The 12,823-nt window shown below is 42.8% G+C and carries 23 protein-coding genes and 1 pseudogene; 2 read left to right on the forward strand and 22 right to left on the reverse strand.

Features of this window, described 5'->3' with window-relative positions; all coding sequences use genetic code 11:
* Positions 1 to 25: 25 nt before the first annotated feature.
* The 22 genes from rplO to NO346_RS00615 form a co-directional block, all read right to left on the reverse strand.
* Positions 26 to 466, reverse strand: coding sequence for a 50S ribosomal protein L15 (gene rplO, locus NO346_RS00510; RefSeq protein WP_004660366.1), 441 nt, complete (start codon positions 464 to 466; stop codon positions 26 to 28).
* 3 nt (positions 467 to 469) lie between these two features.
* Positions 470 to 646, reverse strand: a complete 177-nt coding sequence (gene rpmD, locus NO346_RS00515; protein WP_000849088.1) for a 50S ribosomal protein L30 — start codon at positions 644 to 646, stop codon at positions 470 to 472.
* Between the two features lie 6 nt (positions 647 to 652).
* Positions 653 to 1,150 carry a 30S ribosomal protein S5 gene (gene rpsE, locus NO346_RS00520; RefSeq protein WP_004657688.1) on the reverse strand — a complete coding sequence of 166 codons (498 nt, stop codon included), beginning with the start codon at positions 1,148 to 1,150 and terminating at the stop codon, positions 653 to 655.
* A gap of 2 nt (positions 1,151 to 1,152) precedes the next feature.
* A complete protein-coding gene (rplR, locus tag NO346_RS00525; RefSeq protein ID WP_004660364.1) occupies positions 1,153 to 1,503 on the reverse strand; it encodes a 50S ribosomal protein L18 in 351 nt (116 codons plus the stop codon).
* Positions 1,504 to 1,517: 14 nt separating this feature from the next.
* The gene (gene rplF / locus NO346_RS00530; RefSeq protein ID WP_004660363.1) at positions 1,518 to 2,051 is read right to left on the reverse strand and encodes a 50S ribosomal protein L6; all 534 of its coding nucleotides are present in this window, start codon (positions 2,049 to 2,051) and stop codon (positions 1,518 to 1,520) included.
* Between the two features lie 13 nt (positions 2,052 to 2,064).
* Positions 2,065 to 2,460: a 30S ribosomal protein S8 gene (gene rpsH, locus NO346_RS00535; RefSeq protein ID WP_004660361.1), complete on the reverse strand. Its 396-nt coding sequence runs from the start codon at positions 2,458 to 2,460 to the stop codon at positions 2,065 to 2,067.
* 12 nt (positions 2,461 to 2,472) lie between these two features.
* Complete coding sequence (gene rpsN, locus NO346_RS00540) at positions 2,473 to 2,778, reverse strand: 30S ribosomal protein S14 (RefSeq protein WP_004660360.1); 306 nt, start codon at positions 2,776 to 2,778, stop codon at positions 2,473 to 2,475.
* Between the two features lie 9 nt (positions 2,779 to 2,787).
* Positions 2,788 to 3,324, reverse strand: coding sequence for a 50S ribosomal protein L5 (gene rplE, locus NO346_RS00545; RefSeq protein ID WP_004660357.1), 537 nt, complete (start codon positions 3,322 to 3,324; stop codon positions 2,788 to 2,790).
* Positions 3,325 to 3,339: 15 nt separating this feature from the next.
* A complete protein-coding gene (gene rplX, locus NO346_RS00550; protein WP_004641054.1) occupies positions 3,340 to 3,657 on the reverse strand; it encodes a 50S ribosomal protein L24 in 318 nt (105 codons plus the stop codon).
* Positions 3,658 to 3,666: 9 nt separating this feature from the next.
* On the reverse strand, positions 3,667 to 4,035 hold the full coding sequence (gene rplN / locus NO346_RS00555; protein ID WP_004657680.1) for a 50S ribosomal protein L14: 369 nt from the start codon (positions 4,033 to 4,035) through the stop codon (positions 3,667 to 3,669).
* 92 nt (positions 4,036 to 4,127) lie between these two features.
* On the reverse strand, positions 4,128 to 4,385 hold the full coding sequence (gene rpsQ, locus NO346_RS00560) for a 30S ribosomal protein S17 (RefSeq protein WP_004641057.1): 258 nt from the start codon (positions 4,383 to 4,385) through the stop codon (positions 4,128 to 4,130).
* Positions 4,382 to 4,579 (reverse strand): 50S ribosomal protein L29, encoded by a 198-nt coding sequence (rpmC, locus tag NO346_RS00565; protein WP_004660354.1) that lies wholly within the window; start codon positions 4,577 to 4,579, stop codon positions 4,382 to 4,384. Before rpmC ends, rpsQ begins: the two co-directional genes overlap by 4 nt.
* Positions 4,579 to 4,992, reverse strand: coding sequence for a 50S ribosomal protein L16 (gene rplP / locus NO346_RS00570; RefSeq protein ID WP_004657678.1), 414 nt, complete (start codon positions 4,990 to 4,992; stop codon positions 4,579 to 4,581). The genes rpmC and rplP overlap by 1 nt, the downstream gene beginning before the upstream one ends.
* 3 nt (positions 4,993 to 4,995) lie before the next feature.
* Positions 4,996 to 5,748 carry a 30S ribosomal protein S3 gene (rpsC, locus tag NO346_RS00575; RefSeq protein ID WP_004660353.1) on the reverse strand — a complete coding sequence of 251 codons (753 nt, stop codon included), beginning with the start codon at positions 5,746 to 5,748 and terminating at the stop codon, positions 4,996 to 4,998.
* Position 5,749: 1 nt separating this feature from the next.
* Positions 5,750 to 6,079 (reverse strand): 50S ribosomal protein L22, encoded by a 330-nt coding sequence (rplV, locus tag NO346_RS00580; RefSeq protein ID WP_004657676.1) that lies wholly within the window; start codon positions 6,077 to 6,079, stop codon positions 5,750 to 5,752.
* Between the two features lie 11 nt (positions 6,080 to 6,090).
* Positions 6,091 to 6,366, reverse strand: a complete 276-nt coding sequence (gene rpsS, locus NO346_RS00585; protein WP_004641066.1) for a 30S ribosomal protein S19 — start codon at positions 6,364 to 6,366, stop codon at positions 6,091 to 6,093.
* Between the two features lie 13 nt (positions 6,367 to 6,379).
* A complete protein-coding gene (gene rplB / locus NO346_RS00590) occupies positions 6,380 to 7,204 on the reverse strand; it encodes a 50S ribosomal protein L2 (protein WP_004660349.1) in 825 nt (274 codons plus the stop codon).
* An 11-nt stretch (positions 7,205 to 7,215) separates the two neighbouring features.
* On the reverse strand, positions 7,216 to 7,536 hold the full coding sequence (rplW, locus tag NO346_RS00595) for a 50S ribosomal protein L23 (protein ID WP_038346096.1): 321 nt from the start codon (positions 7,534 to 7,536) through the stop codon (positions 7,216 to 7,218).
* Positions 7,533 to 8,135, reverse strand: coding sequence for a 50S ribosomal protein L4 (rplD, locus tag NO346_RS00600; RefSeq protein ID WP_004660347.1), 603 nt, complete (start codon positions 8,133 to 8,135; stop codon positions 7,533 to 7,535). Before rplD ends, rplW begins: the two co-directional genes overlap by 4 nt.
* Before the next feature lie 11 nt (positions 8,136 to 8,146).
* A complete protein-coding gene (rplC, locus tag NO346_RS00605; RefSeq protein WP_004777442.1) occupies positions 8,147 to 8,785 on the reverse strand; it encodes a 50S ribosomal protein L3 in 639 nt (212 codons plus the stop codon).
* Between the two features lie 57 nt (positions 8,786 to 8,842).
* On the reverse strand, positions 8,843 to 9,154 hold the full coding sequence (gene rpsJ, locus NO346_RS00610) for a 30S ribosomal protein S10 (RefSeq protein ID WP_000070912.1): 312 nt from the start codon (positions 9,152 to 9,154) through the stop codon (positions 8,843 to 8,845).
* A 226-nt stretch (positions 9,155 to 9,380) separates the two neighbouring features.
* The gene (locus NO346_RS00615; RefSeq protein ID WP_256413870.1) at positions 9,381 to 10,109 is read right to left on the reverse strand and encodes a type 1 glutamine amidotransferase; all 729 of its coding nucleotides are present in this window, start codon (positions 10,107 to 10,109) and stop codon (positions 9,381 to 9,383) included.
* 167 nt (positions 10,110 to 10,276) lie between these two features.
* Here NO346_RS00615 and NO346_RS00620 point away from each other — a divergent pair, with 167 nt between their 5' ends.
* Positions 10,277 to 11,470, forward strand: coding sequence for a PLP-dependent transferase (locus NO346_RS00620; protein WP_256413871.1), 1,194 nt, complete (start codon positions 10,277 to 10,279; stop codon positions 11,468 to 11,470).
* 19 nt (positions 11,471 to 11,489) lie between these two features.
* A pseudogene (locus tag NO346_RS00625) lies at positions 11,490 to 12,746 on the forward strand (helicase HerA-like domain-containing protein); the annotation flags it as partial.
* Positions 12,747 to 12,823: the final 77 nt, after the last annotated feature.

The raw sequence follows: 12,823 nt of genomic DNA on the forward strand, positions 1-12,823 counted from the left end.
AACTAGGAGTCATAGACACTCGAGATTACTCCTCGACTTTACCGCCAGCAGCTTCAACAGCAGCTTTAGCGCCTTTAGTCAACACAACACCTTGAACAGTGAATGCGCGAGTGATTTCACCAGAAAGAACGATGCGAGCACGAATTTGATCACGACGAACAACGTTCGCAGCTTTTAAAGTTTCAAGGCTAATTACATCACCTTCAACTTTATTCAATTCAGACAAACGTACTTCAGCAGTTTTCAAAGCGATTTGGCTAGTGAAACCGAATTTTGGTAAACGACGATATAACGCTGTTTGACCGCCTTCAAAGCCTGGACGAGTACCACCACTTTTACGTGAGTTTTGACCCTTGATACCACGACCACCAGTCTTACCAACGCCAGAGCCGATACCACGACCTAGACGACGATTTTCACGCTTAGCACCTTCAGCAGGTGCAAGTTCATTTAAACGCAGAGTCATGGCTTATTCCTCTACACTAACCATATAGTAAACTTTGTTGATCATACCACGGTTAGAAGGCGTATCTTGCACTTCTACAGTATGACCAATACGACGCAGACCTAGACCTTGTAAGCAAAGTTTATGATTTTTTAAACGATGCGAAGAAGATTTAGTCTGGGTAACTTTAATCGTTTTCATGATTGATTACCCTTGAATTTGTTCTACTGAAAGACCACGTTTCGCAGCGACTTTCTCAGGAGAAGTCATATCACGCAAACCTTTGAATGTTGCGTTTACTACGTTAGCAGCATTTGTAGAACCATAACATTTAGCAAGTACGTTATGTACACCTGCAGCTTCGAGAACAGCACGCATCGCGCCACCAGCAATTACGCCAGTACCTTCTGAAGCAGGTTGCATGTATACACGGCTTGCACCATGACGAGCATTCACAGGGTGTTGTAAAGTAGTCCCCGCAAGGTCTACAGTAATCATGTTACGACGTGCAGCTTCAAGTGCTTTAGAAATAGCAGCTGGAACTTCACGCGCTTTACCACGACCAAAACCTACACGACCATTACCATCACCCACAACAGTTAATGCTGTGAAAGAGAAGATACGACCACCCTTAACAACTTTGGCTACACGATCAACGGCAACCAGCTTTTCAACGAGACCTTCGTTTTGTTCAACTTTCGCCATGATTAGAACTCCAAGCCGCCTTCACGAGCAGCATCAGCCAAGGCTTTGATACGACCATGATATTTAAAACCAGAACGGTCAAATGCAACTTTAGTAACGCCAGCTGCTTTAGCACGTTCTGCGATTAAAGCACCAACCTTAGTTGCTGCATCGATATTACCAGTCGCACCACTACGCAAAGATGCATCTAAAGTTGAAGCTTGCGCTAAAACTTTGCCACCATCTGCTGAAATAACTTGAGCATAGATGTGACGCGGAGTGCGGTTTACACACAAACGAGTCGCACCCAATGCACGAATGTGCAAGCGTGTGCTTTTTGCACGACGCAAACGGGTTTGTTTCTTTTCGTTCATAAGAACCTCGCGCCTTATTTCTTCTTAGCTTCTTTACGAAGAATAACTTCATCCGAATAACGAACACCTTTACCTTTATATGGTTCAGGAGAACGGTATGCACGGATTTCCGCTGCTACTTGACCTAACAACTGCTTGTTTGCTGATTTCAAAATGATTTCAGTTGCAGTTGGAGTTTCCGCTGTTACACCTTCTGGTAAAGCGTAGTCAATTGGGTGTGAATAACCTAAAGCAAGGTTAACGACAGTGCCTTTAACTGCTGCTTTGTAACCAACACCAACTAGCTGTAACTTACGTTCGAAGCCTTCGCTAACACCTTTTACAAGGTTGTTCAATACAGCGCGAGCAGTACCAGCTTGCATCCAAGCATCTTTCGACTCTTTAACTGGAGCAAGTTGAAGTTTACCTTCTTCCTGTTTTAGCTCGACCAGCGCATGCAGGTTGAAAGACAATGTACCTTTAGTGCCTTTCACTTCGACCTGCCGGCCGTTCTGAGTAACTGTTACACCATTAGGTACAGTTACTGGGGCTTTAGCCACACGAGACATGAGGAATCACCTATTAAGAAACAAAAGCAATAACTTCACCACCAACGCCCGCAGCACGTGCAGCGCGATCAGTCATGATGCCTTTGCTTGTAGAAACAATTGCAATACCTAAACCTTGCTTAACGCTTGGAAGTGCATCTTTACCGCGATACTGACGTAGACCAGGACGGCTTACGCGCTTCACAGTTTCGATAACTGGTTTGCCTTCGAAATATTTTAACGTAATAGTCAAAGTAGCTTTTGCATCTTCTTGAGCAACTTCTACATTTGAAATATAACCTTCTTGTTGAAGAACGTTTGCAATAGCAACCTTCAACTTAGAAGAAGGCATAGAAACAACTTGTTTCTTTGCCATTTGAGCGTTACGAACACGCGTTAACATGTCGGCAACGGTATCTTGCATACTCATTATAGTCGCTCCTTACCAGCTTGCTTTAACAACGCCTGGTACATCACCCTGCATTACTGTATCGCGTAATTTGTTACGGCTTAAACCGAACTTACGGAAGTAACCATGAGGACGACCAGTTAAACCACAGCGGTTACGAAGACGTACTGGAGATGCATTACGTGGTAATGCTTGTAACTTCATCATCGCTTCGAAACGTTCTTCATCAGATGCATTTACGTTTGCAATCGTTGCTTTTAATTCAGCACGTTTTGCAGCGTATTTAGCAACTGTCTTTTCGCGTTTCAATTCGCGATTAATCATACCTTTCTTAGCCATATCGACCTCTTATTTGAACGGGAAGCCGAATGCACGCATAAGCGCACGGCCTTCGTCATCGCTACGAGCAGTGGTCGTAATAGTGATATCTAAACCACGGATACGATCAATTTTGTCAAAATCGATTTCAGGGAAAACGATCTGCTCTTTTAAACCCATAGAGTAGTTACCACGACCATCAAATGATTTCGAAGAGAAACCACGGAAGTCACGGATACGAGGGATAGCGATCGAGATCAAGCGATCCAAGAATTCGTACATTTGGTCGCCACGTAAAGTAACTTTACAACCAATTGGCCAACCATCACGGATTTTAAAACCAGCGATTGATTTACGTGCAAGTGTCACAACTGGTTTTTGACCAGCAATGAGTTGCATATCAGCAACAGCGCCATCTAATAATTTCTTATCAGTTGCAGCTGCGCCTACACCCATGTTAAGAGTGATTTTCGTGATGCGAGGAATATCCATCACATTCTTAACGCCAAGTTCTTCTTGTAACTTCGCTTTAAGTTCGTCGTTATAACGTGCTTTAAGTCTGGCCATCGCCTATTCAACCTATTACTTCGCTACCGCCACTGATTCACCATTTGATTTATAAACACGAGTTTTCGCGCCATCAATCACTTGGTAACCAATACGGTCAGCCTTTTGGGTTGTAGCATTAAAAATTGCCACGTTTGAAATATGAAGCGTTGCCTCTTGAGTAACGATACCGCCTTCAGCGCCAGTTACACGGTTTGGCTTTTGATGCTTCTTCACTAAGTTAAGACCTTCGACCTTAACTCGATCTTCAGAAACAGACAAAACAACACCTTGTTTGCCTTTTTCTTTACCTGCGATCACAATTACTTGATCGCCTTTTTTAATCTTAGCCATGATTGCCTCTTATAAAACTTCAGGAGCCAATGAAATGATTTTCATGAACTGTTCAGTACGAAGTTCACGAGTCACTGGTCCGAAGATACGAGTCGCAATCGGAGCTTTGTTGTTGTTCAAAATAACAGCTGCGTTATCGTCGAAACGAATAACAGAACCATCTGGACGACGGATGCCGAATTTTGTACGTACAACTACAGCATTCATCACGTCACCTTTTTTAACACGTGCGCGCGGAATTGCTTCTTTTACAGTAACTTTAATAATATCGCCAACTGAAGCATAACGACGGTGTGAACCACCAAGTACTTTAATACATTGTACGCGGCGTGCACCACTGTTGTCTGCTACGTCGAGCATACTTTCGGTTTGAATCATTGCCCTACTCCAAAACCGAGCATCACCGGTCGCAATTTCGAAAGGCTCAAAGAGTACTCGAAATTGTCCGATGATGCAACAAGAACGTCTAATTACTCAGCAGCTGCTTCAACGACTTCCACTAAAGTCCAAGCTTTAGTTTTAGAAATTGGGCGGCTTTCTTTGATGGTCACTAAGTCGCCAGTTTTAGCAACATTGTTCTCATCATGAGCGTGTAATTTAGTTGAACGGCGGATTGATTTGCCGTACAACGGGTGTTGAACGCGGCGTTCAATAAGCACAACAATAGACTTGTCCATTTTGTCACTTACAACTTTGCCGGTTAACGTGCGGACTGTTTTTTCACTCATTGTCCGTTCCCCTGTTTTTCGGTAAGGAGTGTCTTGATACGAGCAATTGTCTTACGAGCAATTTGCACTTCATGCGATTTGCCTAATTGACCAGTTGCTTTCGCCATACGAAGACGGAATTGGTTAAGCTGTTGCTCATCAAGCAAAGCTTTCAACTCTTCTACCGACTTTTCACGTAGATCTTTAATTTTCATTACATCACCGTCCGAGTCACGATAGTGGTTTTAAACGGGAGTTTAGCTGCAGCTAAAGCAAAAGCTTCACGCGCTAACTCATCGCTAACACCTTCAATTTCGTACAGGATCTTACCTGGCTGGATCTGACAAACCCAGTATTCCACACTACCTTTACCTTTACCCATACGAACTTCTAATGGTTTTTCGGTAATTGGTTTGTCTGGGAATACGCGGATGAAGATTTTACCACCACGTTTAATACGACGGCTAATGGTACGACGTGCAGCTTCAATCTGACGCGCAGTCATACGACCACGTTCAGTTGCTTTAATTGCAATCGAACCAAATGATACTGTACTACCACGATGCGCTAGACCAGTATTACGGCCTTTGTGCACTTTACGGAATTTGGTACGTTTAGGTTGCAACATGGATTATTCTCCCTTGTCAGCAGCACGGTCACCGCGACGACCACGACGCTCTTGACCTTCACCACGACCACGACCGCGTTTAGCTGGACGCTCTTCAGCAGGAGCAGGGTTCATGACTTGTTTCATGCCACCTAAAATCTCGCCACGGAAAATCCAAACTTTAACACCGATCGTACCGTATGTTGTTTCTGCACGCATAGTAGCATAGTCGATGTCAGCACGAAGTGTATGCAAAGGTACACGACCTTCACGATACCACTCAGTACGAGCAATCTCTGCACCACCTAAACGGCCAGAAACTTCAACTTTGATACCTTTAGCGCCAGCACGCATTGTATTTTGAACCGCACGCTTCATAGCACGACGGAACATAACACGCTTTTCTAATTGAGAAGCAATTGCTTCAGCAACTAAACGTGCATCCAAGTCAGGGCGATCAATTTCATTGATGCTAACTTGAGCTGGAACACCCATAATGTTGGTGAGTTCGCGCTGTAATTTCTCAATATCTTCGCCTTTCTTACCGATCACGATACCTGGACGAGCAGTGCTAATTGTTACTTTAGCAGCACCTGTAGGACGTTCGATAAGAATATTGCTTACCATCGCATTCTTAAGTTTTTTAAGCAAAAACTCACGAACTTGCAAATCTTTAAGCAAGTATTCAGCGTATTGTTTCGGACTCGCATACCAGTTAGCGTTATGACGTTTCACAACACCTAGGCGGATACCGATTGGATGAACCTTCTGACCCATATCAAACCCCTACCTTAACGGTGATGTGACAAGTACGCTTAGTAATACGATCTGCACGGCCTTTAGCACGTGGCATGATACGTTTAAGGCTCATGCCTTCATCAACGTAAATCGTAGTTACTTTAAGGTCATCAACATCTAAGCTGTTGTTATGTTCAGCATTCGCGATTGCAGATTCAAGTGCTTTTTTAACGAGCACAGCTGCTTTCTTGTTGCTGAAGTTCAAAATGTCTATCGCACGTGCAACCGACTTACCACGGATCAAATCAGCAACTAAACGTGCTTTTTGTGCCGAGATAGCGGCACCGCGTAATTTAGCAGTTACTTCCATCATAGCACCTATTAACGTTTAGACTTCTTATCAACACCGTGACCACGATAGGTACGAGTTGGCGCGAATTCACCCAATTTATGACCAACCATGTGTTCAGTAACAATTACTGGAACGTGGTTACGGCCATTGTGAACAGAAATTGTTAAACCAACAAAGTCTGGAAGGATCATTGAACGACGTGACCATGTTTTGATCGGCTTACGGTTGTTAGCAGCAATCGCAGCTTCAACCTTAGCGAACAAATGCGCGTCGACGAATGGACCTTTTTTTAATGAACGAGGCATTATTCAGATTCCCTTACTTGACGCGACGGTCGCGAATAATCATCTTAGTCGTACGCTTATTGGTACGTGTCTTGTACCCTTTAGCTTTTTGACCCCATGGACTTACAGGTTGAATACCTTTACTACGTCCTTCACCACCACCGTGCGGGTGATCTACCGGGTTCATCGCCATACCACGAACGGTAGGACGAATACCACGCCAGCGCGCAGCACCAGCTTTACCCAATGAACGAAGGTTGCTTTCTTGGTTAGAAACTTCACCAATTACAGCACGACATTCAACGTGTACTTTACGCATTTCACCAGAACGTAAACGAACGATAGCGTAAGAACCATCACGACCCAACAACTGAACTGAAGTACCAGCAGAACGTGCTAATTGAGCACCTTTACCGATTTTAAGTTCAAGGTTGTGAAGCGTAGAACCGATTGGCATATTGCGAAGTGGCAAGCAGTTACCTGGACGAATTGGAGCATCGTTACCAGATTGTACTTTATCACCAGCACGTAAGCCTTTAGGTGCAATGATGTAACGACGTTCACCATCAGCATATTTCAATAAAGCAATATGAGCTGTACGGTTAGGATCGTATTCGATGCGCTCTACAGTCGCTGGAATACCATCTTTGTTACGTTTAAAGTCAACAATACGGTAGTTTTGCTTATGACCACCACCCACGTGACGTGTAGTGATGTGACCATTATTATTACGACCACCAGTACGTTTTTTAGCTTCTACCAACGGTGCATAAGGAGCGCCTTTGTGAAGATGGTCATGAACCACTTTCTCTACAAAGCGACGTCCTGGAGACGTTGGCTTACATTTTTGAATTGGCATAATTCTCGTCCTTATTCCGCTGCGTTTTCAGCGGTATCGCCCAAGTCAGCCATTTCTACATCTTGGCCAGCTTTCAGGGTGACGTATGCTTTTTTCACATCAGAACGACGTCCTAATGTTTTACCAAAGCGTTTTGTTTTACCTTTAGTGATCGTTGTATTAACTTTTACAACTTCAACACCAAAGAGCTGCTCAACTGCTTTTTTGATTTCAAGTTTGTTTGCATTTAATGCAACTTTGAACACTTGAACACCAGCAGTATCACCTAAAACTTGTGCTTTTTCTGAGAATACTGGTCCTAATAGGACTTGATAGATACGTTCGTTGTTCATCCGAGTTCTACCTCAATTTTCTTAGCAGCAGCTACAGACATTACAACTTTATCAAATGCAATCAAGCTAACAGGATCAATAGCAGTAGCATCAACCACATCAACGTGTGGAAGGTTGCGAGCTGCAAGATACAAGTTCTCATCTACAGCATCTGTAATGATCAATGCACGAGTTGCATTCAAGTCTGTAAGTTTTGCAAGCAAGTCTTTAGTTTTTGGAGCTGCAACAGCAAACTCTTCAACTAATACAAGACGATCTTGGCGAACAAGTTCAGCTAAGATACATTGCATTGCACCGCGATACATCTTACGGTTTACTTTTTGAGACCAATCTTGTGGGCGAGCAGCAAAAGTTTTACCACCACCAACCCAGATCGGGCTACGAATAGAACCCGCACGAGCGCGACCAGTACCTTTTTGACGGAATGGTTTTTTACCACCGCCAGAAACGTCTGCACGTGATTTCTGAGCTTTCGAACCTTGACGACCACCAGCTAAGTAAGCTGTAACAACTTGGTGTACAAGCGCTTCGTTAAACTCACGTCCGAAAGCAACTTCAGACAATTCAACAGCAGAGCCGGAAACAGTTTTTAAATTCACAGTATTTCCCCTCAGGCCTTGATGGTAGGACGTACAATAACGTCACCATTCGTTGCACCAGGAACAGCACCTTTAACAACTAAAACAGAACGTTCAGCGTCAATAGATACAATTTCAAGACCTTGAACTGTTACGCGTTCATCACCTAAGTGACCAGCCATTTTCTTGCCTTTGAACACGCGACCAGGAGTCTGGTTTTGACCTGTAGAACCTAATACACGGTGAGATACAGAGTTACCATGAGTAGCATCTTGCGTACGGAAATTCCAACGCTTAACACCACCTTGGAAGCCTTTACCTTTTGATTGACCAGTTACGTCAACAATTTGACCAACTGTGAACAAATCAACACCGATAGAAGCACCAACTTCACGGCCTTCAAGCTCAGCTTCAGTAACACGAAACTCTTTAACCAGACGACCAGCAGCAACACCCGCTTTCGCGAAGTGACCTTTCTGAGCGTTAGTTACGCGCGATTCGCGACGTTCACCAGTAGTTACTTGGATTGCTTGATAACCATCAGTTTCAAGTGTTTTGATTTGCGTAATGCGGTTTGGATCGACTTCGATCACTGTTACTGGAACAGAAACACCTGCTTCAGTAAAGATGCGAGTCATACCACATTTGCGACCGACTAAACCAATAGCCATGTGCATAAACCTCTAAAAAAGCGGCCTAATTAACTTAGAGTTAATTAACCGAAAGCCTTAACCCAAAGCGATCTGAACATCAACACCAGCAGCAAGATCTAACTTCATCAATGCATCAACAGTTTTATCTGTAGGTTGAACGATGTCGATCAAACGTTTATAAGTGCGGATTTCGTACTGATCACGAGCGTCTTTGTTGACGTGTGGTGAAGTAAGAACGTTGAAGCGTTCGATGCGAGTAGGCATCGGGATTGGACCACACACTTGTGCGCCAGTACGCTTAGCGGTTTCTACGATCTCTTGAGCAGATTGATCAATCAGGCGATGATCAAAAGACTTCAAACGGATACGAATTCTCTGGTTAGACATACCAGTAAACTCCAAGCCAAAAATATAAAGAATCACCCATGACGCACCTCACCTTATTGGCAAGTGTCAAGGGCAGTGAAAATCACTAAGGTCATGATCGATGCCACGACTGTAATGCGTTAACTACTTTCTTCGTAGTGAACGCCCTCCATTTGAGGGTCGCCCATTATAACGATTGTTTAAGTCTTATGCAATTCTTCTTTTATTTTTTTAGTTTTATAGTTGATTAAGCATTCACCACATACTCTATTGCCCGATTTAGCAATTGATTACCCTGTTCAAACTTACTTTTAATCGTTTTTTTTAATTCTGCGATTGGCTGAACATATTCACCATTAAATACCGCACTATCTTCTTCATTTTCAATCAACAATTGCAAAGCATGTGGTGTCATTTCAGGATGAAATTGAAACCCCAGTACATTGCGCCCAATTTGATACATTTGATTTTGACAAACATTATTCTGTGCTAAACGGACTCCTCCACGGGGTATTTCGAAGGTTTCACTATGCCACTGCATAATGTTAATTTTTTCTGGTATTTGAAAGTAATTTTCGGGTATGTGTGAAACACGACCTACATCCATCCAACCCAGTTCTTGGTATTGATTTCGACTCACAGATGCACCAAGTGCATTAGCAATCAGTTGTGCCCCTAAACATAAACCAATCGCAGGTTTACCCGCAGAGAGATAACGTCTTAACCATCTTTTTTCCAATTTTAACCAAGGATAATTTGCTTCGTCATTCACACTCATGGTTCCCCCCATAATGATCAGCAAATCAACTTCATCAATATTAGGTAGGGCCTCCAATTCAAGAGATAAATCAACGGGTAAAGCAAAGAACTCTGTGGCGGTAATTTTTGCTTGATGTGCCTTTAAATAGTCATAGCAACTGCCAAAACCTTCACCAGCAATGTGCTGAAAATAATGCACTCTTAAATGCGACTTCATGCGCGTAAACCTATTGTAGTTAGAATGATAATTAGTCTTAGCAAAAATAAAGCCAGTTTTGACTAAAAGCTTTGATTCGTAACGATTCTGTACAAAATATGCAAATGACTAGCAGGATTCGATATTTTCTCTTAACCTAAATCATTCTATTGATTTAATTTTGCCCCATGACTAAACAAAATAGCTTACAAACCACACTCATTCATGCACCACGCCAAGCTCCCCAATACATAGAAACGATTCAACCTCCCCTATTTCGTGCATCAACGATTATTTTTAAAACAACAGCGCACCTTTTTGATCGCCACTGGACTGACCCTTATGATTATAGTTATGGCACACACGGTACACCGACGACGTTTACATTAGGAGATAATATTGCTCGAATTGAAGGTGGAAATTATTGTTTACTTGCACCCAGTGGCTTATCTGCAATTAATTTAGTAAATAGTACTTTTTTAAGCTCAGGGGATGAAGTTTGGGTTGCAGACAATATTTATGGCCCAAATCTGGAACACTTAAAGAATCTGCAAGACCGCTACGGCATTCACGTCAAAATCTACAACCCAATTGATGCAAATAGCTTTCAACCGACTGAAAAAGCTAAACTAATCTGGCTTGAAGCAGCAGGTTCTGTCACCTTAGAATTTCCCGACCTCAAAAATCTGGTTAAAAAAGCACAGCAAGCGAAGGTTCTGACAGCATTGGATAACACATGGGGTGCTGGACTGGCCTTTAATGCCTTTGATTTCTCAGATGAGCATCTCTCCGTAGATATGACGGTTCATGCATTGACCAAATACCCAAGTGGTGGTGGCGATATTTTAATGGGTTCAGTGGTTACACGAGATCCGCAATTACATCATAAACTGTACCGTATGCATGCAACCCAAGGGATCTGTGTTTCAGGCGATGATACCGCACAAATTCAACGTAGCTTGGCTCATATGCCACTTCGTTATGAACAACAATCTAACAGTGCAATAGCAGTGCTTGATTGGCTAAAGCAACAATCTCAATTTTGCCAAGTTTTACATCCAAGTGATGCCAACTCAGCAGGCCATTTATTTTGGCAGCAAGTCTGTGAAACAGGAAAAAGTGCAGGTTTAGTCAGTGTCATTTTCAAACCTGAATATGATCTCGCAGCGATTCGAAAATTCTGCGATAGCTTAAACTTATTTAAGTTGGGATTCAGTTGGGGCGGCCCTGTCAGCCTTGTTATGCTTTATGATTTAAAACAGATGCGAGAACTAGAAAATACACATTTACAACAAGGTTTATTGGTTCGCTTCTGCATAGGACTAGAACATCCAAACGATTTAATCCAAGATATTCAAAACGCACTAAAACAACTCGAATGAAATAAAGCATAGGTGAAGAATGAATACACCCATTATTATTGCAAAAAAAACCACAGATACAACGCAAGATATTGTTTTACATTCTCAATTTGCAAACCGCCACGGTTTAATTGCAGGTGCGACAGGCACAGGTAAAACAGTGACTCTGAAGGTATTAGCCGAAAGTTTCTCACGGCTAGGCGTACCTGTCTTTTTGGCAGATGCTAAAGGTGATGTCTCTAGTTTGGCTAAAGCAGGAAGTAGCAACCCCAAATTTGATGAGCGTTTAAAAAACTTACAACTTGAACCCATTCCATTTGCTGCTTCCCCTGTTATTTTTTGGGATTTATTTGGGCAACAAGGTCATCCTATTCGTACCACAATTTCAGAAATTGGTCCGTTACTTTTGGCACAAATGCTCAATCTGAATGACACACAAGAAGGCGTTCTTTCAGCCGTTTTCCGCGTTGCAGATGATCAAGGGCTTTTATTAATTGATTTCAAAGACCTTAAAGCCATGCTGACCTATGTCAGCGAAAATGCAGCTGAATTAAAAGCTGAATATGGCAACCTTTCTCCAGCTAGTCTTGGGGCGATTCAACGTAATTTATTGGCTTTAGGTGATCAAGGTGGAGAGCAATTTTTTGGTGAGCCTAGCCTGAATATTCTCGATTTTATTCAGACCGATACCAATGGTCATGGCTATATCAATATCTTAGCTGCCGACAAGTTGATGAATACCCCGAAGCTTTATGCCACATTCTTACTATGGATGCTTTCTGAGCTATTTGAGCAGCTTCCAGAAGTTGGCGATATGGATAAGCCGAAACTGGTGTTCTTCTTCGATGAGGCTCATTTGTTATTTGATAATGCCAGTCCAGCCTTACAACAAAAGATTGAGCAAGTAGTTCGCCTGATTCGCTCTAAAGGTGTGGGGATTTATTTTATTACCCAAAACCCACTGGATTTACCGGAAAGTGTCTTAGGGCAATTAGGCAACCGTGTGCAACATGCCTTACGTGCATTTACTCCAAAAGATCAAAAGGCGGTCAAAACCGCAGCGGATACCTTTCGAGCCAATCCAGCATTCAAAGTTGATCAAGCGATTACAGAACTTGCTGTAGGTGAAGCATTAATTAGTTGTCTAGATGAGCAAGGGACACCGCAAATTGTAGAGCGCGGTTGGGTCATGCCACCTTACTCTTCATTTACGCCAATCACGCCAGAAGAACGCCAAATTATTATTTCGCAAAGTATTGTTGCAGGTGTTTATGATCAAGCTGTGGATCGTGATAGTGGGCGAATTCAAACATGAGGTGCGACAGTTTGAAAAGTCTTATGATAATCAACAAGCTGAGCAAATTTCTCTAATGG

Source organism: Acinetobacter sp. 5862, assembly GCF_024494585.1.
Classification (GTDB): Bacteria; Pseudomonadota; Gammaproteobacteria; order Pseudomonadales; family Moraxellaceae; genus Acinetobacter.

What these genes read in the sequence shown, in the direction of transcription:
- rplW (WP_038346096.1), bottom strand. Translation starts at nt 7,536, where the DNA reads ATGAACAACGAACGTATCTATCAAGTCCTATTAGGACCAGTATTCTCA.
- rpsC (WP_004660353.1), bottom strand. Translation starts at nt 5,748, where the DNA reads ATGGGTCAGAAGGTTCATCCAATCGGTATCCGCCTAGGTGTTGTGAAA.
- rplX (WP_004641054.1), bottom strand. Translation starts at nt 3,657, where the DNA reads ATGGCTAAGATTAAAAAAGGCGATCAAGTAATTGTGATCGCAGGTAAA.
- rpsN (WP_004660360.1), bottom strand. Translation starts at nt 2,778, where the DNA reads ATGGCTAAGAAAGGTATGATTAATCGCGAATTGAAACGCGAAAAGACA.
- NO346_RS00620 (WP_256413871.1), top strand. Translation starts at nt 10,277, where the DNA reads ATGACTAAACAAAATAGCTTACAAACCACACTCATTCATGCACCACGC.
- rplC (WP_004777442.1), bottom strand. Translation starts at nt 8,785, where the DNA reads ATGGCTATTGGTTTAGTCGGTCGCAAATGTGGTATGACTCGCATCTTT.
- rplO (WP_004660366.1), bottom strand. Translation starts at nt 466, where the DNA reads ATGACTCTGCGTTTAAATGAACTTGCACCTGCTGAAGGTGCTAAGCGT.
- rplP (WP_004657678.1), bottom strand. Translation starts at nt 4,992, where the DNA reads ATGTTGCAACCTAAACGTACCAAATTCCGTAAAGTGCACAAAGGCCGT.
- rplE (WP_004660357.1), bottom strand. Translation starts at nt 3,324, where the DNA reads ATGGCCAGACTTAAAGCACGTTATAACGACGAACTTAAAGCGAAGTTA.
- rplN (WP_004657680.1), bottom strand. Translation starts at nt 4,035, where the DNA reads ATGATTCAAACCGAAAGTATGCTCGACGTAGCAGACAACAGTGGTGCA.
- rpmC (WP_004660354.1), bottom strand. Translation starts at nt 4,579, where the DNA reads ATGAAAATTAAAGATCTACGTGAAAAGTCGGTAGAAGAGTTGAAAGCT.
- rpsJ (WP_000070912.1), bottom strand. Translation starts at nt 9,154, where the DNA reads ATGTCTAACCAGAGAATTCGTATCCGTTTGAAGTCTTTTGATCATCGC.
- rplF (WP_004660363.1), bottom strand. Translation starts at nt 2,051, where the DNA reads ATGTCTCGTGTGGCTAAAGCCCCAGTAACTGTACCTAATGGTGTAACA.
- rpmD (WP_000849088.1), bottom strand. Translation starts at nt 646, where the DNA reads ATGAAAACGATTAAAGTTACCCAGACTAAATCTTCTTCGCATCGTTTA.
- rpsQ (WP_004641057.1), bottom strand. Translation starts at nt 4,385, where the DNA reads ATGAGTGAAAAAACAGTCCGCACGTTAACCGGCAAAGTTGTAAGTGAC.
- rplR (WP_004660364.1), bottom strand. Translation starts at nt 1,503, where the DNA reads ATGAACGAAAAGAAACAAACCCGTTTGCGTCGTGCAAAAAGCACACGC.
- rplB (WP_004660349.1), bottom strand. Translation starts at nt 7,204, where the DNA reads ATGCCAATTCAAAAATGTAAGCCAACGTCTCCAGGACGTCGCTTTGTA.
- NO346_RS00615 (WP_256413870.1), bottom strand. Translation starts at nt 10,109, where the DNA reads ATGAAGTCGCATTTAAGAGTGCATTATTTTCAGCACATTGCTGGTGAA.
- rpsE (WP_004657688.1), bottom strand. Translation starts at nt 1,150, where the DNA reads ATGGCGAAAGTTGAACAAAACGAAGGTCTCGTTGAAAAGCTGGTTGCC.
- rpsH (WP_004660361.1), bottom strand. Translation starts at nt 2,460, where the DNA reads ATGAGTATGCAAGATACCGTTGCCGACATGTTAACGCGTGTTCGTAAC.
- rplV (WP_004657676.1), bottom strand. Translation starts at nt 6,079, where the DNA reads ATGGAAGTAACTGCTAAATTACGCGGTGCCGCTATCTCGGCACAAAAA.
- rpsS (WP_004641066.1), bottom strand. Translation starts at nt 6,366, where the DNA reads ATGCCTCGTTCATTAAAAAAAGGTCCATTCGTCGACGCGCATTTGTTC.